Origin of the sequence: Mycobacterium sp. TY814, assembly GCF_030755175.1 — a bacterium.
In the GTDB taxonomy this organism is placed as follows: Bacteria; Actinomycetota; Actinomycetes; order Mycobacteriales; family Mycobacteriaceae; genus Mycobacterium.
This window is the reverse complement of the sequence record NZ_JAUFRY010000002.1, coordinates 1,405,418-1,426,630: the sequence shown is the minus strand read 5'-3', so window position 1 is coordinate 1,426,630 and position 21,213 is coordinate 1,405,418. Positions and strand designations below refer to the sequence as shown.

Annotated in this window: 19 protein-coding genes; 13 read left to right on the top strand and 6 right to left on the bottom strand. The window is 65.0% G+C overall.

Translation table 11 applies throughout. The features are described from left to right. Positions 1 to 672: 672 nt before the first annotated feature. On the bottom strand, positions 673 to 1,017 hold the full coding sequence (locus QXH22_RS19935; RefSeq protein WP_306240216.1) for a hypothetical protein: 345 nt from the start codon (positions 1,015 to 1,017) through the stop codon (positions 673 to 675). A 516-nt stretch (positions 1,018 to 1,533) separates the two neighbouring features. Here QXH22_RS19935 and QXH22_RS19930 point away from each other — a divergent pair. Together QXH22_RS19930 and QXH22_RS19925 are read left to right on the top strand one after the other, a co-directional pair. After that, complete coding sequence (locus tag QXH22_RS19930; RefSeq protein ID WP_371934286.1) at positions 1,534 to 3,102, top strand: SulP family inorganic anion transporter; 1,569 nt, start codon at positions 1,534 to 1,536, stop codon at positions 3,100 to 3,102. A 145-nt stretch (positions 3,103 to 3,247) separates the two neighbouring features. Continuing rightward, positions 3,248 to 3,802: a nuclear transport factor 2 family protein gene (locus QXH22_RS19925; RefSeq protein ID WP_306240215.1), complete on the top strand. Its 555-nt coding sequence runs from the start codon at positions 3,248 to 3,250 to the stop codon at positions 3,800 to 3,802. Here QXH22_RS19925 and QXH22_RS19920 read toward each other — a convergent pair. Further along, the gene (locus tag QXH22_RS19920) at positions 3,799 to 4,203 is read right to left on the bottom strand and encodes a hypothetical protein (RefSeq protein WP_306276744.1); all 405 of its coding nucleotides are present in this window, start codon (positions 4,201 to 4,203) and stop codon (positions 3,799 to 3,801) included. The two genes, QXH22_RS19925 and QXH22_RS19920, sit on opposite strands and share 4 nt — an antisense overlap. 77 nt (positions 4,204 to 4,280) lie before the next feature. Here QXH22_RS19920 and QXH22_RS19915 point away from each other — a divergent pair, with 77 nt between their 5' ends. From QXH22_RS19915 to QXH22_RS19900, 4 genes are all read left to right on the top strand, one after another. After that, complete coding sequence (locus QXH22_RS19915; RefSeq protein WP_306276743.1) at positions 4,281 to 5,141, top strand: hypothetical protein; 861 nt, start codon at positions 4,281 to 4,283, stop codon at positions 5,139 to 5,141. Continuing rightward, positions 5,142 to 6,047 carry a hypothetical protein gene (locus tag QXH22_RS19910; RefSeq protein ID WP_306276742.1) on the top strand — a complete coding sequence of 302 codons (906 nt, stop codon included), beginning with the start codon at positions 5,142 to 5,144 and terminating at the stop codon, positions 6,045 to 6,047. A gap of 112 nt (positions 6,048 to 6,159) precedes the next feature. Next, complete coding sequence (locus QXH22_RS19905; protein WP_306276741.1) at positions 6,160 to 6,594, top strand: CBS domain-containing protein; 435 nt, start codon at positions 6,160 to 6,162, stop codon at positions 6,592 to 6,594. A 253-nt stretch (positions 6,595 to 6,847) separates the two neighbouring features. Beyond that, positions 6,848 to 7,282, top strand: a complete 435-nt coding sequence (locus QXH22_RS19900; RefSeq protein WP_371934285.1) for an Hsp20/alpha crystallin family protein — start codon at positions 6,848 to 6,850, stop codon at positions 7,280 to 7,282. A gap of 16 nt (positions 7,283 to 7,298) precedes the next feature. Here the strand turns inward: QXH22_RS19900 and QXH22_RS19895 are convergent, their stop codons facing one another. Both QXH22_RS19895 and QXH22_RS19890 read right to left on the bottom strand, forming a co-directional pair. Beyond that, the gene (locus tag QXH22_RS19895; RefSeq protein ID WP_306276739.1) at positions 7,299 to 8,126 is read right to left on the bottom strand and encodes an acyl-CoA thioesterase II; all 828 of its coding nucleotides are present in this window, start codon (positions 8,124 to 8,126) and stop codon (positions 7,299 to 7,301) included. A 36-nt stretch (positions 8,127 to 8,162) separates the two neighbouring features. Continuing rightward, a complete protein-coding gene (locus QXH22_RS19890) occupies positions 8,163 to 9,182 on the bottom strand; it encodes a GTP-binding protein (protein ID WP_306276738.1) in 1,020 nt (339 codons plus the stop codon). 174 nt (positions 9,183 to 9,356) lie between these two features. Between QXH22_RS19890 and QXH22_RS19885 the strand changes: the two genes are divergently transcribed. The 7 genes from QXH22_RS19885 (at position 9,357) to QXH22_RS19855 (ending at position 19,818) form a co-directional block, all read left to right on the top strand. Further along, positions 9,357 to 10,892, top strand: a complete 1,536-nt coding sequence (locus QXH22_RS19885) for a Re/Si-specific NAD(P)(+) transhydrogenase subunit alpha (protein WP_306276737.1) — start codon at positions 9,357 to 9,359, stop codon at positions 10,890 to 10,892. 29 nt (positions 10,893 to 10,921) lie between these two features. Further along, a complete protein-coding gene (gene pntB, locus QXH22_RS19880) occupies positions 10,922 to 12,343 on the top strand; it encodes a Re/Si-specific NAD(P)(+) transhydrogenase subunit beta (RefSeq protein WP_306276736.1) in 1,422 nt (473 codons plus the stop codon). Between the two features lie 345 nt (positions 12,344 to 12,688). Then, a complete protein-coding gene (locus QXH22_RS19875; protein ID WP_306276735.1) occupies positions 12,689 to 14,344 on the top strand; it encodes a PecA family PE domain-processing aspartic protease in 1,656 nt (551 codons plus the stop codon). A 69-nt stretch (positions 14,345 to 14,413) separates the two neighbouring features. Continuing rightward, positions 14,414 to 15,574 carry an AAA family ATPase gene (locus QXH22_RS19870; RefSeq protein WP_306276734.1) on the top strand — a complete coding sequence of 387 codons (1,161 nt, stop codon included), beginning with the start codon at positions 14,414 to 14,416 and terminating at the stop codon, positions 15,572 to 15,574. A gap of 61 nt (positions 15,575 to 15,635) precedes the next feature. Further along, the gene (locus tag QXH22_RS19865) at positions 15,636 to 16,244 is read left to right on the top strand and encodes a TetR family transcriptional regulator (protein ID WP_306276733.1); all 609 of its coding nucleotides are present in this window, start codon (positions 15,636 to 15,638) and stop codon (positions 16,242 to 16,244) included. 233 nt (positions 16,245 to 16,477) lie between these two features. Continuing rightward, positions 16,478 to 16,906, top strand: a complete 429-nt coding sequence (locus tag QXH22_RS19860; protein WP_306240201.1) for an MmpS family transport accessory protein — start codon at positions 16,478 to 16,480, stop codon at positions 16,904 to 16,906. Then, a complete protein-coding gene (locus tag QXH22_RS19855) occupies positions 16,903 to 19,818 on the top strand; it encodes an RND family transporter (protein ID WP_306276732.1) in 2,916 nt (971 codons plus the stop codon). The genes QXH22_RS19860 and QXH22_RS19855 overlap by 4 nt, the downstream gene beginning before the upstream one ends. A gap of 153 nt (positions 19,819 to 19,971) precedes the next feature. On the opposite strand, the gene QXH22_RS19850 is transcribed toward QXH22_RS19855, so the two are convergent. Together QXH22_RS19850 and QXH22_RS19845 are read right to left on the bottom strand one after the other, a co-directional pair. After that, on the bottom strand, positions 19,972 to 20,838 hold the full coding sequence (locus tag QXH22_RS19850; protein ID WP_306240199.1) for a hypothetical protein: 867 nt from the start codon (positions 20,836 to 20,838) through the stop codon (positions 19,972 to 19,974). Then, complete coding sequence (locus QXH22_RS19845) at positions 20,835 to 21,194, bottom strand: DUF1801 domain-containing protein (protein ID WP_306276936.1); 360 nt, start codon at positions 21,192 to 21,194, stop codon at positions 20,835 to 20,837. The genes QXH22_RS19850 and QXH22_RS19845 overlap by 4 nt, the downstream gene beginning before the upstream one ends. Between the last annotated feature and the right edge of the window lie 19 nt (positions 21,195 to 21,213).

The window sequence follows — 21,213 nt, the reverse complement described above, 5'->3', positions numbered from 1 at the left end:
CGTGCTCACAGAATCCTTGCTGATGCATCAGATGAATCAAGGATGCGCTCTGCGGCGACGCTGGTTGCAGGCCGCGAATCACATTGCACTAGAGGGCAACTCGCTGCAAACCAATCCAGAACACGACGGTCAGATGAACATGGCGTACTTAACCTGACATAATGTCGCTTATCGGCAAAACGCCGCCTACGCAGGACCCGAGCAACGGGACTGTGGACGCACCAGTCGCACACCCACCTTCGCATTGATCAGGGCTTCCGAGCGCACGCCGCGTTGATGATCGAGCGCACCGTGTTTGTCGGTTCGCAGGTCGACGAGTGAGTAAGTCAGAGCCACGACGGATTGACGCACAGGGCCTCAGTTGGCGGTTGGCAGGTCCGGACCGGTCCGGTTGCCCACACACACCCACGCGCCAAACCCGAGCCAGCCCGCGTCGGCCGCATCAAAACGTCACTGTGACGAATGGCGGTGACAGGAGCCCCGGACCGGGTCCGGGCCGCCGATATAGCCGGTACGGTCGTTGCACATCGATCCTGAGTTATGCCGCTCCGGGGCTGCCTTAGAGCGAGCCGCGGTTGCCGCTTACCCCGGCTAGTCCGGTGATGCCGTTGTTACTGGACCCGCTTCCTAAGCCACCGGTGCCGCCGGTGCCGCCGCTGCCGCGGTTGCCGATCAGCACCGCGTTGCCGCCGTTGCCGCCATTGCCGCCGTTGCCTCCGGAGAAGCCGGGGCCACCGTAGCTGCTGGCGCCTCCGGTGCCACCGTCACCACCGCCACCACCGTCGCCGGTGGTGATTCCACCGTTCCCGCCGGCCCCGCCGGCCCCACCGGTCCCGCCGTAGGTGCCGTCGGCGCCGGCGCCGCCGGTCCCGCCGGTGCCTCCATTGCCGACCAGCCAGCCGCCGTTGCCGCCGGAACCGCCGGCGCCACCGAACCCGCCCGGGATGGCGCCGTTGACTCCGCCGCGAGCACCGGCGCCGCCGCCACCGCCGGTGCCGAACAGCAGTCCGGCATCACCGCCGGCTCCGCCGGCTCCGCCGGAACCCCCGCGCGCCGCGAAGAAGCTGGAGACGGCGGCGTTGGCGGACCGCGCCAGCCGACGGCGTCCGCTTCCCGTTTACCTGGGCAGGAGCCGCAACGCAGCGACAGCCCGCAACTGCCGCAATACGTCACTGTGACGAATTAATCTGCAGCGCAGGATGTTTCGAGCGTAACCCGAAGTTGCTTGCCGATCAGGCTGGGTGTCGCCGACGGCCACGGCCGGCTCGTGCAGCCATCCCGCACTGCGCCAAAACATTTGCGTATGTCATGTGCCTGGCTTGACTGCTTGACGACCTGCCTCGCTCATATGATTCTGGCTACTAACCAAGCGCTCCCCTCGCCGAATAGGTATGCGGCCAGCGACGTCCGCTTGGTTTGTGTGTGTGCGCAAACGGGTTGCGTGGGCGCAATCAGCACAACGGTGGTTGCGATACCGAGTTCTCCTCAGCCGAGCATTGCGAACGGAGGAACGACGGAGCAAAGGAGCGACCAATTCAGAACATCGAACCGCGTGGCGATCAAACCATTGGCGATGAGTCGCAGCCGTCGCGGAGCGACCGAGTGCGGTCGGTGTTGCGGCATGACCTGCCGGCCTCGCTGGTGGTTTTTCTGATCGCACTGCCACTCTCGGTCGGCATCGCGATCGCGTCGGGCGCGCCTGTGCTCGCTGGCCTGATCTCGGCCGTCGTCGGAGGTCTCGTTGTCGGAGCCATCGGCGGCGCTCCACTGGCGGTCAGTGGTCCGGCCAACGGCATGATGGTTGTGACCGCCGGTCTCGTTTCCCAGTTTGGCTGGCGCGTGACGTGCTTGTTCACCGTGGCCGCGGGAGCACTGCAGCTCATCCTTGGACTCAGCAGGATCGCCCGAGCGGTACTGGTCATTTCACCGGTCGTCGTGCACGCGATGCTGGCCGGAATCGGCATCACGATCGCGCTCCAGCAAACGCATGTATTACTGGGCGGAGAGTCGCATAGCAAAGCCTGGGAGAACATTGTTCAGCTGCCGGCACAGATTGCCGACGCGGAACGCCCGGGCGTCTTCCTGGGCGTCCTGGTCATCGCCATCATGGTTGCCTGGCGCTGGGCACCGGCCAAGGTCGCCGCGATTCCCGGTCCGCTCGTCGCCATCGTGGTGGCTACCTCTATCTCGCTGATGTTTCCTTTCGAGCTGGACCGCATCAAGCTGACGGGCTCCCCGCTCGACGCGGTCGAGTTGCCGGCCCTGCCCCAGGGAAACTGGGGAGCCGTCGCGACGAGCATCGTGACGGTTGCCTTCATCGCCAGCGTCGAGAGCCTGCTGGGCGCGGTCGCCATCGACAGGATGCATCACGGCAAACCCACCAACTTCAATCGCGAGTTGGCGGGACAGGGTGTCGCGAACATGACGTCTGGAATGTTCGGCGGGCTCCCCGTCGCCGCTGCGATCGTGCGCAGCTCCGCCAATGTGCAGGCCGGTGCCCGTACCCGTGCCGCCACGATCATGCATAGCGTGTGGATCCTCGTTTTCACATTGTTCTTCTCTGGCCTGATTCAGCAGATCCCGTCCGCCGCCCTGGCCGGACTCCTCGTTTTCGTCGGTATCAGGCTGCTGCAGCCCGCCCACATCGAAAACGCGATGCGCAACGGAGACCTGGCCGTTTATGTGGTGACGGTGGTCGGCGTCGTATTCCTCAATCTCATGCAGGGCGTGCTGATCGGGCTCGCCCTGGCCATCGTGCTGACGGCGTGGCGGGTGATGTGGTTCAGGATTCACGCCGATGACAACGGCGACGAGTGGCACGTCGATGTCGAGGGCGCGTGCACGTTCCTGTCCCTGCCCCGACTCACCGAGGTATTGGCCTCCATCCCGGAGGGCACGACCGTGACGGTCACTATGTCGGTCATTTACCTCGACCATGCGGCACATCAGGCGATAAGCGACTGGCAGAGTCGACATCAGGCGACAGGCGGAACCGTTCATATCGAGGGTGGCGTCCATACTGGCCGCCGCGCGCGCGAGACGATGGGCGACCTCACCGAAGAGGAGAAACCCGACTCGTCTGCACCATCACGAGACGGTTGACGAATACCTCTGTCGCACCGCCGTGTTCGCGCACATTCCCTTCGGCGGCCCCGAGCAGCCTTCCCCACTCGTTCCGTCGTCGTGACGCAATTGACTGCGCCGCCGTCGTATTCGCGAGCTGCATCCGTTCGGCTACCTTCGACTCATGTCGATGCCGTCATCTGAAGAGGCCCTCGCCGCGATCCTCGACGAGTACGCACTGAATAAGCTTGTGCACGGGTACTGCCGCGCAGTCGACCGCGGCGATCTGGAGACGCTGCGAAGTCTCTATCATCACGATGCCCACGACGAACACGGCGCGTTTTCCTCGGGCCCGGTAGCCGTTTTCATCCAGACACTCGCGGACTCCCGCAGATTCATTCGGTCGATGCAGCATCACATCACCACGAAGAACTTCGCCGTCAGCGGAAGCTACGCCGAGGGTGAGATCTATAGCATCGCAACGCACACCATCGGTACCGGCAACGGCGTTACCGACGTGGTGATCGGCGGCCGCTATCTGGACAAGTACGAAAAGCGGCTCGGTGTCTGGAAAATACTGGAGCGACAAATCGTGACTGACTGGGTCCAGGTGAACGACCCGTCGATTTCAGGATCCTTCGCTCATCCCATGACCCGCGATACACCCACGGGTAGCCCGGGTCCAGATGACCCGTCGCACACGTTCTTCAGCCTGATCGGGACGACCGCTTCCGATTAGGGGCAGTCGCCCACCTGGTCGATGACCTTCTTCAACGGAGCGGCGGGTGTCACCCCAGGGACGTAACCGGGATTGTCCGAAGACCAGGCGATCTTGGAGCAGTACCCGGGGCCGGTCGGCTGGCCGGCGCGCCAGGTGTCGAGCGTCGGCCGACAGTTGTACACGTCGGACTGGTTGGCGAAAACGGAGCGATCGGGCACCCCGGGCCCGTGCTGCCAGATGATGAAGGCACTCGAGATCGGCAGATCGCAGGGCAATTCAGGTATGGGCACCCTGATGATGTCGCCGTGCGCCAGCGGCGCCAGGGACAGTGCACATGCGGTCAGAAGTGCGGTTGACGCGAATTTGACCGGGATCATCATTTCGACGTGCCCCTTTTTCTGACCGTTATCGGTAGGCATTCTGCCGCGTGCTCGCTCAAGGTTAAACCCAGAAGTTCACCGGCGAACACCCGTTCCCGTGGGTTTACGATGACGCCGTGGCGGACGTGACGGTGGCCATATTCACCTTCACCAGAAACGAAGCAACGGCCGTGACGGAGTTGCTCACACGCCTCTGCGTCGATTTGCCGGCGTTCGGAACAACGGTATGGGCGCCGACGAAACCGGGTGACGAGGCATGGGAAGGCCGCTTGTCCGACGGCCGCACGGCACGGCTCGAGCACCATGCCTTGAGCGCCCAGGGCAATGTCGTGGCCGCGGCCGCCCTGAGCCGGTCGACCCGCGAGAACCGGGCCGACTACTACGTCTTCTACGGCTGCTGCGGGACGGTCGATCCCGAGCTGGTCGGCAAGGTATTCCGGGCCGAGAGGGTTTCCTACCTGTCCTTGGGAGTGGTGGCCGCTACCCCGGACGGCGAAGTGGTTCAGCTGCAGAACAAGTGGATAGTTCGCACCCAACCCAGCGAGCAAGCTCCACTCGAGGCAATCGAACTGCGCGCCGGGGCGGCAGGCGCACCGGGTTCCGTCTGGGGGTTGGAGGTTCCCGACGCCCATGTTCTCGCCACCGACAAGGTGATCAAGATTTCGCCGGGTGTCGCACCGGCGCCATTGGAGTCGCCATCGGGCGGTCCCGTCTACGCCAAGGAGAATTGGTCTTACTCGCTGGCCCTTGCCCTCCATTCGCAGATCGCGAACACGCCGGTACTCGTCGACATGGAGTCCTTCGGTATCGCGTCGACGATGCGTGCGCTGGGATTGTGTGAGCGCGTCCTGGTCCTTCGCGTCGCCTCAGATGCGTTGACCGACAAGGTGGATCAACGCGATCAAGATCAACTCGATTTCCTCAGAGCGGGCCTTCCGGACCTGGCCGCTGCCGTAGCCACGATCCTGGGACTCTGAATGACGCCGGACAACCCGCCACGGACACTCGAAGACGAGGTGCGCAGGTTGCGTGCCGGCATCGTGAGGCATCCGCCGTCGACGCGGGACCCGCGAGAGTCGGAAATGGTCCGCGTGGTGTCAGCGGCGTCGCTGGCCTGGGACGGCCAGTTTGACCGTGTCGATCGCTTCTCGCGTCCGCTGCTGCCCTCAAGCACTTCGACGGACGAGCGGGCCAGCCCAGCGATGACAGCACATCTGTTCTTGGAGCAGGTGGCGTCCGACTATCGACGAGTGGCGTCATGCCAACTCGACCTCCGCGACGTGGAAGCCCGGCGGACCACAGACGAGGGCACGAAGACCCTCGAACGTTGCGGAGTTGCGAGCCGACCGGTGGCACCACTTGCTGTCGGGCAACACCTTGCGGTTCAACGCGCCGGGAAGCAAGACCTGGCGAGTGTCTTCGAGCCATGGATTGCGACTGCCGAAAACGCGGATCGCGCGTCCCAGTACGCCGCAGCATTCGGCGAAGTGCTCGGACCCTTGATTATTGTCGCACTGGACAATTCGCCGACCGTTCCGTTGCTCCCCGGCTGGTCTGGCCGGGTGGGCGAGGTGTGGTGCACCGAGTTCCTCGCGGCGGGGGCTGAGATTCTGAAATGGCCGGCCCTGCTCGCTGACTCACACCTCGAAGGCAGAGCGGTCCCAGCGTCGGGATGCAACACGGTCGACTTCACCGAGACCGCCAACGAAGTGGTCGCGGTCGCCCAAGGGTTCCGCCCGGTCACAGACGTGAGGGTGAGCGCGGCCGGCGCAGTACCCAGGGTCGAACTTGTCCTCGCCGGCGACGGGCTGACACGAGATGAGTTGACTCGCTTCGTAAACGGGATCAAGCATCTCCCTGCTGAGGTGGCGATTCTGCCCTGACCGGTCGCCCCGAAAACCGGTTACGTAGGGCCCAACGACCCTAGAAGGCCCATCCGGGATCGGCCTACCTTTGAAGGCGGAATTTATCCACCGCATAGGGAGTAGAACAATCATGACCACAGCTCGCGACATCATGCATGCCGGTGCCGCCTGTGTAGGCGAGCACGAAACCCTCACCGCCGCAGCTCAACACATGCGGGACCTGGGTGTCGGCGCACTGCCGATCTGCGGAGACGACGACCGGCTCCACGGAATGATCACCGATCGCGACATCGTCGTCAAATGTCTTGCAGCCGGTACAGATCCGTCGACCGCGACCGTCGGCGAACTGGCGCAAGGCAGCACCTACCACGTCAACGGCGACGCCGATATTCAAGAAATGCTGAACATGATGGAAGAACATCAGGTGCGCCGCCTGCCCGTGATCGAAGATCACCGCCTGGTGGGCATCATCAGCGAAGCCGACATCGCCCGCCATCTGCCCGAGCACGAAATTGCGCACTTCGTGAAGGCCATCTGCTCCCCCAAGGCCCTCACCAGCCACTGATCGGCCTGAACCGCCCCCGACATCGAGCACTGAGGACGTCCTACCGTTCGACCCTCCGGTCGCCGTCGAGCCACCGGGCGAAAACACTGCGCCGAAAAACGAAATCTGTTGTCGCCGAAGGCTTCATCAAGAGATGCCACCCTTGCCTGACTCGCGAGAATATCCGCCCGCGAAAGGGACTTCGGTCCCTATTGCTCCAACCGCGGACGCTCGAAAATCGAACAGGCAAGTCCTGTTACCCCAAAGGAGGGACATCATGACTGATCTCCCCGTCCGCCAGCAGTCTCGAGGGTGGCTTCCGGATTTTTGGTCCGGCCTACTCACCGGTTTCCCGTCGTCACTGACCGCTATGCATCCTGGCAACCTGATCAAGCTCGAAGACGACATGGAAGACGGCCGCTACACGCTGCGCGCTGAAATCCCGGGCATCGATCCGGACAAGGACGTCGACATCACCGTGCGCGACGGTCGGTTGACGATCAAGGCAGAACGCACCGAGCGTAAAGAAAGCAAAGGCAGGTCAGAGTTCTCCTACGGCTCGTTCGCCCGCTCGGTCAGCCTGCCGGCGGGAGCCGACGAGGACGACATCAACGCCACCTACGACAAAGGCATCTTGACCGTCTCGGTAGGGGTTCCTGAACAGCCATCGGCGGGTGAGAAGCACATAGCGGTGCACACCGCCGGCTGAGCCGGGTCCGCTTCGATCAGGCCCGGCGCGGCGAAAAGTACATCTCCTGTCGCACGGTGCACACCAACGCACCGTTGCGGTTGAACATCGTGCCGCTAGCCAGGGCGAGCGAGTCGGCGCTGCTGGGCGAAGACCGTTGAAAGAGAAGCCAATCCGACAAGTCCGCAGGCGAGTGAAACCACATCGAATGGTCGCGCTGCGACGATTCGCCGACTCCGCCATACGCGGCGAACGCCGGCTCGGTCAACGTCACCGCCGACAGGTAGGCCACCAGGCTCGCGGTCAGCACTGGATCGTCGGGCACCTCACCGTCCGGCCGCCACCACATCGCCGATCGTGCGGGAGGCGCACTCTCGCTGTCGATGACGCGGCGTTCGAACCAGCGCAGGCTTGCGTAGCGCCCCTGGGTGTTCTCGTCGGACTCCGCGAGATGCGGTGCCACCCAAGGCAACGTCTCCGGTGCGGGCGCCTGCGGGCACGGCGGTTGATAGACGACCTCCGCGGAGGCGGGATCGGCCACCTTGAACGACGACATCGCCTCCATCAGGATCCTGTCGTACTGACGCGCGGTTACGCGCCGCGCGGAAAACGTCCGTCCCTCTTGCAGATTCACCACCTCGAAGTCCACCGGCCGGCGAGCGTCTCCGGACCGGAGGAAATACGTGTGCACACTGTGCGGGGCGCGATCGGGCGCGGTATGGCTGGCCGCCAGCAACGCCTGGGCCGCGATATGCCCACCCAGGATGTGGTGGCCCGGCGCCGGCAGTTGCCGACCGGTGAAAATCCAGGGCTCGACACGGGCCAGGTCCAGGGTGGCAAGCACGTCGCCGAGCGAGGATGACATCGAAACGTATCTTGCCCGATCGCTACCCGGCCGCGCTCAGCAGCTGAGTCGCCGGTAGCGCTGCAGCCGCCGCAGCGCCGCCGCCGACGCCGGGGCGCTGACGGGTTGCAGCGCTCGGCTCAGTTCCGCATGCACGGCGGGAACCGCGAGATGCATCCCGATCGCCACCAAGCAGTTCACGACTGCGCGGGGCGGTGCCTTCGCAATGTGGACCGCACTGCCGACCAGGTTGACGACATAGCTGCGAACCGACCGCCCATGGCGGACCGCCACCACACCCTTGAGCCGGAACACCCCGGACGGCGGCTGTTCCAGCAGGTCGAACAGGGCATCGAGGTCGATACAGCCGGCACCGGTGACGGTGACGGAATCGGCGTGGACGTGGTCGTGTTCCTGATCGCTTTCGGCGTCCAGGAACAACTCCCGGAACGACAATTGCCCCGCGTCTTCGGACGATTCCAGCGGGTCGAACAGCAGTGCCGGGTCGATTCGCCCTCCCGTGGTGCCCACCACCTGAACGCGCGGGTTGCGTTGCGCTACCCGCTCATTGATCCGCTCCAGCACCGCCGGCCGGTCCCCCTCAGGAACCTGGTCTAGCTTGTTGACCACGATCAGCGAAGCCACGCCGTAGCGCACCGGGGGCAGTTCGCCACGGTCGACGGTGTCAAAGTGGTTGACAGCGTCGACAACGTCGACCAGGCCACCACTGCGGACCCCGGCCAACTTGCTGAAGCCGATGATCCGCGCGATCGACACCGGATCGGCCAGACCGCTGGCCTCGACGATGATGGCGTCGAGGCGACGGGCGGGATCGGCGAGCTTGGCCAGTGCCTCGTCCAGGCCGCCATCGTCGGGCAGGCAGCAGATGCATCCTCCGGCGATCGAGGCGGGCTCGTCGACCTGGCCGGCCACCAGCGCGGCGTCGACGTTGAGTTCGCCGAAGTCGTTGACCACGACGCCGATCCGCGTGCCGGGACTGCGCAGCAAATGATTCAGCAGCGTCGTTTTGCCGGCGCCGAGATGACCGGTGAGCGCGATCACAGGTATCGCTGACAACACTCTCTCCCGACGTCGGCACCAGGTCATGGCAAGGCTAACCGGAGCGCCTGGCGGGCCGTTCGTCCTAGCCGTTTTCTTAGGTTTGGCTATGAGTGCCGTAGGCTTTGCGGCGATTTGTGAACGCAGACGCGCACTCCCTGGCGCTCAACCGACCGAACGGACGTCAAGCAAGTGATCATCGGAATACCACGCGAGTCTCTCCCCGGTGAGACGCGTGTTGCCGCCACGCCGCAGACCGTCGGGCAGCTCGTCAAGCTCGGCTACTCGGTGGTCGTCGAATCCGAGGCAGGTAACGCCGCGAGCTTCCTGGACAGCGCTTACGTCGAGGCCGGCGCCGACATCGGGTCTCGGGATCAGGCATGGACCGCCGACATCGTCTTGAAGGTCAACGCCCCGAACGACGACGAGATCGCCGCGCTGCGCGACGGCGCGACCCTGGTCAGCCTCATCTCCCCCGGCCTGCACCCGGAGCTGGTCGAGAAGCTGACCGCCCGCAAGATCACCGTGCTGGCGATGGACGCCGTGCCCCGCATCTCGCGGGCCCAGTCGCTGGACGTCTTGTCGTCGATGGCCAACATCGCCGGTTACCGCGCTGTCATCGAAGCGGCCCACGCCTTCGGCCGATTCTTCACCGGCCAGGTGACGGCCGCCGGCAAAGTGCCGCCCGCCAAGGTGCTCGTCGTGGGCGCGGGCGTGGCGGGCCTGTCCGCGATCGGAGCGGCCGGCAGCCTGGGCGCCATCGTGCGCGCCACCGACCCGCGGCCGGAGGTTGCCGATCAGGTCAAATCCCTTGGCGGCGAATATCTTTCGGTTGACGAGAGTGAAGCCGAGGTCTCCGCCACCGGGTACGCCAAGGAAATGAGCGACGACTACAAGGCCCGAGAGGCGCAGCTGTACGCCGAACAGTGCCAGGACGTCGACATCATCATCACCACCGCGCTGATCCCCGGCAAACCGGCGCCGCGCATCATCACCGCGGACATGGTCGCCTCGATGACCCCCGGCAGCGTCATCGTCGACATGGCCGCCGCCAACGGGGGCAACGTCGAGGGCACGGTCAAGGACCAGCTCGTCGTCACCGACAACGACGTAACCATCATCGGCTACACCGACCTGGCCGGACGGCTGCCCGCTCAGTCTTCCCAGCTCTACGGCACCAACCTGGTCAACCTGCTCAAGCTGATGACCCCGGAGAAGGACGGACAGCTGGTCCTGAACTTCGACGACGTGGTGCAGCGGTCCATGACCGTGGTCCGGGACGGCGAATCCACCTGGCCGCCGCCACCGGTACAGGTGTCCGCTGCCCCGGCTGTTGCGGCGGCCGCGACGCCGGTCAAGGAGTCGCACGCCAAGCAGCCGATGTCCAACAAGCGACGGCTGACGACCACACTCATCGCCGCCGCGGTGCTGTTCGCGCTGATCGCGCTCTCCCCGGCGGCCCTGCAGGTGCATCTCACGGTGTTCGCGCTGGCCATCGTGATCGGCTACTACGTGATCGGCCACGTCCACCACGCCCTGCACACCCCGCTGATGTCGGTGACCAATGCGATCTCCGGAATCATCGTGCTCGGCGCCCTGCTGCAGATCGGAAAAGAGAACCTCCCGATCACGGTGGTGTCCTGTGCGGCGATCCTGCTGGCCAGCATCAACATCTTCGGCGGTTTCGCGGTGACGCGACGCATGCTCGCCATGTTCTCCCGCAGCTGAGCCTGCGCACCTAATCGAAGGATCATCCCTTGTTCACGATAGAAACCGCCGCCAAAGCGGCATACGTCGTCGCGGCCCTGCTGTTCATCCTGGCGCTCGCCGGGTTGTCCAAGCACGAAACGTCCCGGGCCGGGAACACCTTCGGCATTTTCGGCATGGCCGTAGCGCTGGCGGCGACCATCGCACTGGCGATCAACGGACACATCGAGTCGCTGGGGGTGGCGCTGCTGGCCGGTGCCGTCGCGGTCGGCGCCGCAATCGGCCTCTGGCGGGCCCGGGTGGTCGAGATGACCGGAATGCCCGAACTGATCGCGCTGCTGCACTCCTTCGTCGGTCTGGCCGCCGTGCTGGTCGGCTGGAACGGTTATCTGTTCGTCGAGCACAATCCCGGAGGCGCCGAGGCGGCCACCCTGCGCGCGGAGGGCCTGGGCGGAATCCACTCCGCCGAGGTGGTCATCGGCGTGTTCATCGGGGCGGTGACGTTCACCGGTTCCATCGTCGCGAACCTCAAGCTCTCGGCGCGGATCAAGTCGGCGCCGATGATGCTGCCGGGCAAGAACTTCCTCAACGTCGGCGCGCTGGTGCTCTTCGGCGCCCTCACGGTGTGGTTCGTGATCAACCCGACGATCTGGCTGCTTGCCGCCGTCACCGCGCTCGCCCTGCTGCTCGGCTGGCACCTGGTTGCGTCCATCGGCGGCGGGGACATGCCCGTCGTCGTGTCGATGCTGAACAGCTACTCGGGCTGGGCGGCCGCCGCATCGGGCTTCCTGCTGAGCAACGACCTGCTGATCATCACCGGTGCCCTGGTCGGGTCCTCCGGTGCCTACCTGTCCTACATCATGTGCAAGGCGATGAACCGCTCGTTCATCTCCGTGATCGCCGGCGGCTTCGGTATCGAGGCAGGACCGGCCGAAGACAAGGACTACGGCGAGCACCGGGAGGTCACCGCTGAGGGCGCTGCGGAGCTGCTGACCTCGGCCGACTCGGTGATCATCACCCCGGGGTACGGCATGGCCGTCGCCCAGGCCCAGAACGCCGTCGCCGAACTGACCCGCAAGCTGCGCGCACGCGGAGTCAACGTCCGGTTCGGCATCCACCCGGTCGCGGGACGCCTGCCCGGCCACATGAACGTGCTGCTGGCCGAGGCCAAGGTGCCCTACGACATCGTGCTGGAGATGGACGAGATCAACGACGACTTCTCCGACACCGCCGTGGTGCTCGTCATCGGCGCCAACGACACCGTCAACCCGGCTGCCGCCGAGGACCCCAGCAGTCCGATCGCGGGCATGCCGGTGCTGACCGTCTGGGAAGCCGACAACGTCATCGTCTTCAAACGATCGATGGCCTCCGGCTACGCCGGCGTGCAGAACCCGCTGTTCTTCCGGGAGAACACCGCGATGCTGTTCGGCGACGCGCGCGACCGGGTAGAGGCGATCCTCGCCGCGCTGTAAGCACGCTCCAGCTGCGCCGACGGCGCCGGTCGGCGCCGAGATTGCCGCTGCGGTCGCGATTCGACGACCGAGCACGACCACCACGGCCATCTCGCGTAACGATTCGCAGTTCGCCAGCTGCGCCGACGGCGGTCGGCGCCGAGATTGCCGCTGCGGTCGCGGTTCGCCGACCGAGCACGACCACCACGGCCATCTCGCGGAACGATTCGCAGTCGTGCTGCAGCGACGGCCAATCCGTGTGAGTATTCGATGTAATGACGAACCGGTGTGCCGAAAGCCCGGATGCGGGGCCTCGAACTCGATACGCTTGGCGCACATACCGGTGATTGACGCTTAGGGGGCGACGTGTCGTTTCTAGCCGTGGCTCCTGACTGGGTCACGTCGGCGGCAGCGGATCTGGAGAACATCGGTTCGGCGCTGGCCGCGGCCAATGCGGCGGCGGCTCTTCCGACCACGGGGGTCGCGGCCGCCGCGGCTGACGAAGTCTCGGCCGCGATCGCGACCCTGTTCGCCGGGTTCGGCCAGGAATATCAGGCGCTCAATACCCAGCTCAGCGCATTCCAGCAGCAGTTTGTGCTGTTACTCGGTAGCTCGGCCGGGTCCTATGCGAGCGCGGAGGCGACGGCCGCATCCGTGCTTGACCCCGTTTTCGGCATTATCAATGCGCCCACCCAGCTGCTGCTGGGACGTCCGCTGATCGGCGACGGGGCAGCAGGCACCGCCGCGTCGCCCAACGGCGGCGCCGGCGGGTTGCTGTGGGGCAACGGCGGCAATGGTTACTCGCAGACGGTGGCCGGGGCAGGTGGCGCGGGTGGTTCCGCCGGGTTCTTCGGTAATGGCGGGGCCGGCGGCACGGGTGCCAACGGTGGAGCCGGCGGGGCCGGCGGCAACGGCGGCTGGTTGTTCGGTAACGGCGGCTGGGGCGGCACGGGCGGCGCGAACGGCGCAGGCGCGGGGGGAACCGGCGGAGCCGGGGGCGTTGCATATCTGCTGGGCACCGGCGGGAACGGCGGCGCCGGCGGACTTGGCACCCTGGCTACCTACCCTCTGGGGTACGGCGGCACCGGCGGCCACGGCGGCGCGATCTGGGGCGGCCAGGGCTTCAGCGGTGCCGGCTGGGACGGCCGGACGATCTCTATGCCGACCATCATGACCACCGAGCCGGTGGTCAATCTCTCCGTCAACGGCTACACCAGCGGCCCGATCCTGGTCGACACCGGATCCGCGGGCCTGGTCATGCAAATGAAGGACATCGGCGGTCTGCCCGGACTACTCAAACTGGGCATCCCCCACGGAATCAACCTCAGTGCCTACAGCGGCGGCCTGACTTACCTGTTTGCCAGCTACCCCACCTCGGTGGACTTCGGCAACGGTCTCGTGACCGCGCCTACCGCCGTCAATGTCGTCCTGTTCTCGATCCCCACGTCACCATTCGCTATCTCGGCCTACTTCACCGAGTTTCTGAAGAACCCATTCGTCACCCCCTTCGACGCGTACTTCGCGTCCGCCGGTGTCGACGGGGTCTGGGGTCTCGGACCGAATGCGGTGGGTCCGGGCCCGACCATTCCGAACCAGTATTTGCCGGGCAACCTCAGCCAGGGCGCGCTCATCGACATGCAAGGCGGGACGCTGCAGTTCGGCCCGAACCCTGGACCGGTTAACTTCGCGGTCCCGGGCGGCTCTCCGATCACCACCCTCTGGGTGCAGGTCGGCGCCAATCCCGTCGTAGCCGTACCGTCAATCGTCGATTCCGGAGGCGTGTACGGAACAATGCCTTCGTCGGTGATAGGCGGCGCAGGGAGCCTCCCAGCGAACACTCAAATCACAGTATGGGCTGATCAATTGATGACGCAGGAGTTGTACACCTACAACACGGCCAATTACCGCCCCACGGTCATCTCATCCGGCCTGATGAACACCGGATTCCTGCCCTTCTATCTGCAACCGATGTACACCAGCTACAGCCCCGGCGGTGTCGGAACTACAGTCGTTAACACTTAGCTCTCAGCAAATTGCCTTGCCCCACAGCCAATTCCACCCCTGTCACCCCCCGCCGCTAAAGTCGGCCCCATGTTGCAGACGATTGCCGTGCGCGGTTACCGCTCGCTGCGCGACATCGTGCTGCCACTCGGCCAGCTGTCGGTCGTCACCGGCGCCAACGGCACCGGCAAGTCGTCGGTGTACCGCGCGCTGCGCCTTCTCGCCGATTGCGGACGCGGCGAAGTCATCGGCTCGCTGGCGCGCGAGGGCGGTCTGGAATCGGTGCTGTGGGCCGGTCCGGAGCAGCTGGCAGGAGCCCGCAAACAGGGAAAAACCCAGGGCACCACGCGCACTCGCCCGCTGTCGCTCGAACTCGGCTTCGCCGCAGACGATTTCGGCTATCTTGTCGATCTCGGCATACCGCAGATGGCAGGCTACGGTTCGGCCTTCTCCCGCGACCCGGAGATCAAGCGCGAGGCGATCTTCGCCGGCCCGGTGCTGCGGCGCGCCACCACCCTGGTTCGCCGCACCCGCGACTTCGCCGAGGTCAGCTCCGATTCAGGCTTTGACGAGCTGTGCCGCACACTGCCGCCCTACCGCAGCGTGCTCACCGAATACGCCCACCCGCAAGCACTTCCAGAGCTCGCCGCAGTCCGCGAGCGGCTCCGTGGCTGGCGGTTCTACGACGGCTTCCGGGTCGACGCCGCCGCCCCGGCCCGCGTTCCGCAGGTGGGCACCCGCACCCCGGTGCTCTCCGACGACGGCAGGGATCTGGCCGCGGCGATCCAGACCATCATCGAAGCAGGATTCGACGACCTGAGCCGGATCGTCGCCGAGGCGTTCGACGGCGCCACCGTCGCGGTCGACGTCAGCAACGGCCTGTTCGATCTTCAGCTACAGCAGCGCGGCATGTTACGCCCCCTGCGTGCGGCCGAATTATCCGATGGCACACTGCGATTCCTGTTGTGGGCAGCGGCACTACTCAGCCCGCAACGCCCCTCGCTGATGGTGCTCAACGAACCGGAGACCTCGCTGCACCCGAGCCTGGTCGGCCCGCTGGCCGCGCTGATCCGGGTTGCGGCCGAAAACACTCAGGTCGTCGTGGTCACCCATTCGGATGCGCTGCGCACGCTCCTCGACGACGGCTCCGGAGACTCCGTGGAGATCGAGCTGTACAAAGATTTCGGCGAGACACGGATCACCGGACAGAGTTTGCTGACGACGCCCCCGTGGGACTGGGGCAAACGCTGAGCCAGAGTGGCCTGCGCCTCGTTATGCGTGCAAAGTGTGCAGTTTGTGCAAATATGAGGACATGGCGAATCCAATGGGCCTGCGCGAGCGTCGCCGCCGCCAGACCAGCGCGGACATCCGCGGAGCCGCCGTGCGCCTGGCGCAAGCACGCGGTTGGGACAAGGTCACCATCGAGGAGATCTGCGTGCAGGCGGGCATCTCGACCCGCACATTCTTCAACTACTTCCCCAACAAGGAAGCGGCCATCGCGTACGGCCCCTCGGACCTGCCCCCCGAGTTGGCCGAGGAGTTCGTCGCCGCCGGCCCCGCGCCGTTGTCGGTGGTCCTGGCGGATCTGATCACGCTGGCCGGACACCATCTGCGCGACATGCCCCCGCAGCGCGAGCAGGCCGTCTGCATGTTGGACCTGGCCAAGACCACACCGGCGGTGCTGGCGGCGTTCCTTGCCGACCTGGAGCGCTTCCAGAGCCAGCTGACCGAAATCGTCGCCAAGCGCCAGGGTCTGCCGTCCGACGATGAGATCCCGGCGCTGATCTCCGCACTGGCGCTGACGGCCGTGCGTTCGGGCATCGAGCGGTGGTCGAGTGGCGAACCCGAGGACGCCGACGACACGCCGATGCCTTACGTCGAGCGGGCCGCGGCGCTGGTCAACAGCATTTTCAGCAAGTGATCGGCGTGACCGAAAACACATAAACTTGCATGATCTGCAAAAAGTGCAGATTATGTATTCATGGTCCGGCGGCGGAACACGATTATGCCTCGGTTAATCGAGACATCCGCCCGCTTCACGTCGGGCCGTTTTGGTCTGCAAGGGGCACAGTTCAGCCTCAAACCTCCTGCATTCCAACGCAACACGACTCAGCAGATCGGATCACCCGGCCCAGAAGGGATCGCGTAGTGCAGATGGCGAGATTGGTGCGTAACGCCTGGTTGCCGCTGTTGATCGTGGCCGTGGTGGCGATCGGCGGGTTCACCGTGCACCGGGTCAAGTCGTTCTTCACCGCCGAGAACGCGGACACGCTGACCAGCCCGAAGGTGGACGACTCGAAGCCCTTCAAGCCCAAGGTGGTCAAGTACGAGATCTTCGGTTCGGCGACAACCGCCAACGTGAACTATCTGGATCTCAGTGCCGAACCGCGGCGCCTGGACGACGCGCCGCTGCCGTGGACGCTGGTGCTCAGCACCACCGCCCCGTCGGTGTTTCCCAACATCTCCGCACAGAGCGACGGTGACTACCTCGGCTGTCGCATCACCGTCGACGACGAAATCAAGGACGAGAAAATTTCCAACGGCGTGCACGCCCTGACATCCTGCTTGGTGAAATCAGCATGAGCACGACCCTCGAAGACCGACGGCCCGACAACGCCGACACCGCCCCGATCCCGAAACACGCCGCGCGTCCGGCGATTCCGCGTTTCCTGCGGAAATTCGCGGTGCCGGTCATCATCGGCTGGATAGCGCTGATTGCCGTCCTCAACACGGTGGTCCCGCAGCTCGACGAGGTCGGCAAGATGCGCTCGGTCTCGATGAGCCCCGACGACGCGCAATCGGTGATCGCCACCAAGCGCGTCGGCGAAGTGTTCAAGGAGTACAAATCCAACAGCTCGGTGATGATCGTGCTGGAGGGCCAGAACGCGCTCGGCGCCGATGCGCACGCGTACTACGACGAGATCGTCCGCAAACTCGAGGCCGACAAACAACACGTCGAGCACGTCCAGGACTTCTGGAGCGACCCGCTCACCGGGGCCGGCGCCCAGAGCAACGACGGCAAGGCCGCCTACGTGCAGGTCTATCTTGTCGGAAACATGGGCGAGACGAAGGCCAACGACTCGGTCGAGGCCGTTCAGCACATCGTCGACAGCGCCAAGCCGCCCAACGGGGTCAAGGCGTACGTCACCGGACCCTCGGCACTCGAAGCCGACCAGCACCTCGCCGGTGACCGCAGCCTGCAGCTGATCACCATGGCGACATTCGTCGTCATCATCGCGATGTTGCTGTTGGTGTACCGCTCCATCATCACGGTGCTGCTCACGCTGGGCATGGTGGTGTTCGAACTGGCCGCCGCACGCGGTGTGGTCGCCTTCCTGGGCTACCACCAGGTCATCGGGCTGTCGACGTTCGCCACAAACCTGTTGGTCACCCTGGCCATTGCCGCCGCCACCGACTACGCGATCTTCCTCATCGGTCGATATCAGGAAGCCAGGGCCGTCGGCGAATCGCGAGAAGACGCGTACTACACCATGTTCCACGGCACGGCCCACGTCGTGCTCGGGTCCGGCATGACCATCGCCGGCGCCACCTTCTGCCTGCACTTCACCAACCTGCCTTACTTCCAGTCGCTCGGGATCCCGCTGGCAATCGGCATGGTCGTGGTGGTGCTCGCGGCCCTGACACTCGGCCCTGCGGTCATCTCTGTCGCATCACGCTTTCGGCAGACCCTGGAGCCCAAGCGTGCGCAGCGAATTCGCGGTTGGCGCAAGATCGGCGCCGCCGTCGTGCGGTGGCCCGGCCCGATCCTGGTCGTGACGATCGGCATCGCCCTCATCGGTCTGCTGACGCTGCCGGGTTACCGGACCAACTACAACGACCGCAACTACCTACCCGCCGATCTGCCGGCCAACGCCGGCTACGCGGCCGCCGACCGGCACTTCTCCAAGGCCCGGATGAATCCCGAGCTGCTGATGATCGAAAGCGATCACGACCTGCGCAACTCCGCGGACTTCCTGGTCATCGACAAGATCGCCAAGGCCATCTTCCGGGTGCCCGGCATCAGCCGCGTGCAGGCCATCACCCGGCCCGAGGGCAAGCCGATCGAGCACACCTCGATCCCGTTCCAGATCAGCATGCAGGGCGTCTCCCAGCAGATGACGCAGAAGTATCAGGAAGATCAGATTGCCGACATGCTCAAGCAGTCGGATGAGATGCAGACGACGATCAACAGCATGGAGCAGATGCAGAGCATTACCACGCAGATGGCCGCCGACATGCACGTGATGGTCGGCAAGATGCACGCGATGACCATCGACGTCGCCGAATTGCGGGACCACATGGCCGATTTCGAGGATTTCTTCCGGCCGATCCGGTCCTACTTCTACTGGGAGAAGCACTGCTACGACATCCCCGTGTGCTTCTCGCTGCGGTCGGTGTTCGACGCTCTCGACGGCGTCGACACGATGACCGACGACATCCAGAGCCTGCTGCCGGTGATGGATCACCTCGACACGCTGATGCCGAAGATGGTGGCGCTGATGCCCGAGATGATCCAGAACATGAAGAACATGAAAACCATGATGCTGACCATGTATTCGACCCAGAAGGGTCTGCTGGAACAGCAGCAGCGGGCGCAGCGCGACTCCTCTGCCATGGGCCGGGCCTTCGACGCGTCCCGCAACGACGACTCGTTCTACCTGCCGCCGGAGACGTTCGACAACCCCGAGTTCAAGAAGGGTATGAAGAACTTCATCTCGCCCGACGGCCACGCGGTGCGCTTCATCATCAGTCACGACGGCGATCCGATGTCCGCGGAAGGCATTTCGCATATCGACGCGATCAAGAAGGCGACCTACGAGGCGCTGAAGGGCACGCCGATGGAGGGCTCCAAGATCCTCCTCGGCGGCACCGCGGCCACCTTCAAGGACATGCAGGAAGGCAGCAACTACGACCTGCTGATCGCCGGAATCGCGTCCATGTGCCTGATCTTCATCATCATGCTGGTCCTGACCCGAAGCGTGGTGGCCTCGGCGGTGATCGTGGGCACCGTATTGCTCTCGCTCGGTGCGTCTTTCGGGCTTTCGGTGCTCATCTGGCAACACCTGATCGGCATCGAGCTGCACTGGATGGTGCTGGCGATGTCGGTGATCATCCTGCTGGCGGTCGGCGCGGACTACAACCTGCTGCTGGTGTCCCGGTTCAAGGAGGAGATCCATGCCGGCCTGAACACCGGCATCATCCGGGCCATGGGTGGCACCGGGTCCGTGGTCACCTCGGCGGGGCTGGTGTTCGCCTTCACGATGATGACGATGGCGGTCAGCGAGCTCATCGTGATCGGGCAGGTGGGCACGACCATCGGTCTGGGTCTGCTGTTCGACACCCTCATCGTGCGGTCACTGATGACGCCTTCGATCGCGGCCCTGTTGGGTAAGTGGTTCTGGTGGCCGCAGCGGGTCCGGCAGCGCCCGAAACCCTCCCCCTGGCCTACTCCCGCGGCGGACCAGGCCAAGACGGAGTCGCTGACCTCGGTCTGACGCCGAGTGCGAATTCTGCGACGCTTCGCCGGCGCGTCGCGTAGTGGAATTCACAGTCGGCGTGGGGTGACGTGGACGACCGGGGTGACGAGGACGCGCGTGGTGACGACGCGCGGGGTGACGAGGACGCAGCAGCGACGACGGCGGTAGCGCTCAGCCGACGATGTCGAACAGCGCCGCTGCCGAGGTGACGGCCTTGTCGCCATTGCCCTCGTCGTGCAGCAGCATCCGCACCCCGACGCGTCCGGGCCCGCCGGGGTGGGCCGAACCCTCCACCCGGAACGGACCCACCTTTCCGCGGGACATGAACATCACGTGCCAGCTGGTGACCTGCAGCCGGCGTGTCCCGGCAACCCGGGCGGCGAGATCGGTCGCCGCGGTCTCCAGCACCACGTGTTGCGGCCCGATGTGCAGGGCCGCGTCGGGTGAAGCGTATTCGGCGCTCAACGCGGGCAGCACCCAATGCCCGTCGTCGCGCCTGGCAGCCCCGAACGCCTGCCACAACGGCGGCAGATCCGGGGAGTCCTCGATCACCAGCTCGGTGCCCGAAACATCCATCCGGTCAAGCCCTTCCGGCGGGATGCCGATGATCGCGCCCTGGCCCTCGTTGAAGGCGATGACCCGGTCGGGATTGTCGGCGTCGACGATCTTGCACCGCCCGTAGCCCATCGTGCGGCCCTGGTGGACGATGCCCGAATCGACGATCTCGATCCGGCTGACGTCGTAGCCGGGGTCGACGATCTGCACCGACGCGATCACCGGGTTGGGCACCGCCACCATGTCGGTCTGACAGCCTTCCGGCGATGAGATGGCAAGCGGGGCAACCATGATGCCGCCGGCTTCGTTACGCATATCGCGGCGGATCACCACCGTGTTGTCCACCTCGCCGAGGTTCATCGACGAGTGGTTGCGCCCGATGTACCGGTAACTGAGCAGGCCGGTCCAACGCCGGTACAACTCATCCCGGTAGGCGTCTGCATCGCCCAGCAACTCCCGGATGTCGCGCGGTTGGCCACTCATTTTCCGGACTTCTTCGCCTCATTGAGCGCCACCGCGTCTCGGATGAGCGCCTTCAGCGCCTCGTCATCGATCGCGTCTTCCCCACGAATGTCAATGGCACGACGGGTGTTTCCGTCCAGACTCGAGTTGAACAGGCCGGACGGGTCCGGCAACGACGCGCCTTTGGCGAAGGTCACCTTGACCACATTCTTGTACGTCTCGCCGGTGCAGATCATTCCGTCGTGGTACCACACCGGGACTCCCCGCCATTTCCACTCTTCGACGACGTCGGGGTCGGCATCGTGGACCAATTCCCGGATGTGTGCCAGTGTCGCGCCGCGCCAGTCATCCAGTTCCGCGATACGCGCGTCAATCATCTTCGACGGTGAATCGGCC

Bases quoted from the DNA above. Each gene is read 5' to 3' on its own strand.
- QXH22_RS19850 (WP_306240199.1), bottom strand. From the start codon at position 20,838: ATGAGTGGCCAACCGCGCGACATCCGGGAGTTGCTGGGCGATGCAGAC.
- QXH22_RS19905 (WP_306276741.1), top strand. From the start codon at position 6,160: ATGACCACAGCTCGCGACATCATGCATGCCGGTGCCGCCTGTGTAGGC.
- QXH22_RS19925 (WP_306240215.1), top strand. From the start codon at position 3,248: ATGTCGATGCCGTCATCTGAAGAGGCCCTCGCCGCGATCCTCGACGAG.
- QXH22_RS19870 (WP_306276734.1), top strand. From the start codon at position 14,414: ATGTTGCAGACGATTGCCGTGCGCGGTTACCGCTCGCTGCGCGACATC.
- QXH22_RS19865 (WP_306276733.1), top strand. From the start codon at position 15,636: ATGGCGAATCCAATGGGCCTGCGCGAGCGTCGCCGCCGCCAGACCAGC.
- QXH22_RS19920 (WP_306276744.1), bottom strand. From the start codon at position 4,203: ATGCCTACCGATAACGGTCAGAAAAAGGGGCACGTCGAAATGATGATC.
- QXH22_RS19855 (WP_306276732.1), top strand. From the start codon at position 16,903: ATGAGCACGACCCTCGAAGACCGACGGCCCGACAACGCCGACACCGCC.
- QXH22_RS19910 (WP_306276742.1), top strand. From the start codon at position 5,142: ATGACGCCGGACAACCCGCCACGGACACTCGAAGACGAGGTGCGCAGG.
- QXH22_RS19845 (WP_306276936.1), bottom strand. From the start codon at position 21,194: ATGATTGACGCGCGTATCGCGGAACTGGATGACTGGCGCGGCGCGACA.
- QXH22_RS19895 (WP_306276739.1), bottom strand. From the start codon at position 8,126: ATGTCATCCTCGCTCGGCGACGTGCTTGCCACCCTGGACCTGGCCCGT.
- QXH22_RS19860 (WP_306240201.1), top strand. From the start codon at position 16,478: ATGGCGAGATTGGTGCGTAACGCCTGGTTGCCGCTGTTGATCGTGGCC.